This is a genomic window from Pseudomonas sp. P5_A2_2, from assembly GCF_054177685.1.
This window is the reverse complement of sequence record NZ_JBGCUL010001049.1, coordinates 1-1497: the sequence shown is the minus strand read 5'-3', so window position 1 is coordinate 1497 and position 1497 is coordinate 1. Positions and strand designations below refer to the sequence as shown.

Annotated in this window: 2 protein-coding genes; both read left to right on the top strand. The window is 61.0% G+C overall.

Annotation, left to right across the window (positions count from 1 at the left end; all coding sequences use genetic code 11):
* Positions 1-162 precede the first annotated feature (162 nt).
* Positions 163-669 carry a sigma-70 family RNA polymerase sigma factor gene (locus ACXRVY_RS28655; protein ID WP_223461473.1) on the top strand — a complete coding sequence of 169 codons (507 nt, stop codon included), beginning with the start codon at positions 163-165 and terminating at the stop codon, positions 667-669.
* A complete protein-coding gene (locus ACXRVY_RS28650; RefSeq protein WP_223461471.1) occupies positions 666-1418 on the top strand; it encodes an anti-sigma factor family protein in 753 nt (250 codons plus the stop codon). The genes ACXRVY_RS28655 and ACXRVY_RS28650 overlap by 4 nt, the downstream gene beginning before the upstream one ends.
* Positions 1419-1497 lie beyond the last annotated feature (79 nt).

Here is a 1497-nt window from a genome sequence, read left to right as displayed (position 1 = left end):
CCATGAAAGACTCCAGGGCCATCGGCCACAAGTGAGAAGAATCAAGCAGACGAACCGCACGCAGGTTTATTCCCACATGCGGTGTTTATTTTTTCTGACGTGGAATAACCTCCAGTTTCGGACGTCTTCCTAGTCCCAAGCGTAGCGACTAGTCAGAACTTCATGAACGATATCGACGAACAACTGAGGGAAATCATTCCCCGATTGCGACGCTTTGCCGTGTCGTTGACGCGCAACACCAGCAGCGCTGACGACCTGGTGCAGGCGAGCCTGGAGCGGGCATTGTCGAGTTGGAGCGGTAAACGCGCCGAGGGCGACTTGCGCGCCTGGCTGTTCTCGATTGTCTATCGGCAGTTTCTCGATGCGCACCGCCGCTCCCGACGCTATGCGCGCATGCTCGAATTCTTCACCGGGCGTGACGATGCCCAGCCCTCGGTGGAGCGCTCCGTTATCGCTCAATCGACCCTCAGCGCTTTCGACCGACTGCCTACCGAGCAACGCGCGCTGCTGCTCTGGGTGTCGGTGGAAGGACTGAGCTACAAAGAGGTCGCCGGGATTCTCGACGTACCCACCGGCACCGTGATGTCCCGCCTGTCCCGGGCTCGCCAGGCCCTGCGCCAACTCAGCGATGGCGAAATCAACCGCCCTTCCCTGCGGAGACTCAAATGATCAGCATGCCCCCCAGCGAGTGTGACCTGCACGCCTATGTCGACCACCAACTGAGCGACGCCGACCGACGCCTGGTAGAGACTTTTCTGGCGAGCAATCCGCAAATGTCCGCGCAAGTGCGCGCCTGGCAACTGGACGCCCAGCAACTGCGCGCGGCCCTCAGTGGTGCCATGCAGCAACCGGTCAACCCGAATCTCGATCCAGCCGTGATTCGCCAACGTATGCAACGCCAGTCCCGTCGGCATCTGGCCAGCGCGGCGGTGCTGTTGATCGCGGTCAGCTTCGGCGGTTTCAGCGGTTGGCAAGCACGGGAAATGACACTGGCAAGCCCCCAGCTGCCAATGACCGATGCCCTGCAGGCCTATCGCCTGATTGCCCAGCAAGGCCTCCTCCCGGCCGATTACAAAGTCAGCGCGGACGGTGATATGCAAGGCTGGCTCGACCGTTACTTCACACAGGCCAATCGCCTGCCCGACCTTTCGGATGCCGGCTTCAAACCGGTCAGTGGGCGCCTGCTGAGCACCGAGCAAGGCCCGGCGGCGATGGTGGTCTACGAGAACCAGGGCGGGCAGAAAATCAGTTTCTACGTGCGCCCGCCAGGGCCGAAAAACTTCCTGCTGCCCCGCGGCAGCCGTAGCGATGACGGGCTGCAGGCCGAGTACTGGTCAGGAAGTGGCTATAACTATGCGATAGTCAGCCCGGCGGATACGCCTGCGGCGCGGATGCTCAAACAGACCACACAATTCTAATGACCACAACGGCCCCCCTGTAGGAGCGAGCCTGCTCGCGATAGCGGTCTGTCAGGCAACATTTCAGTGACTATTAGAC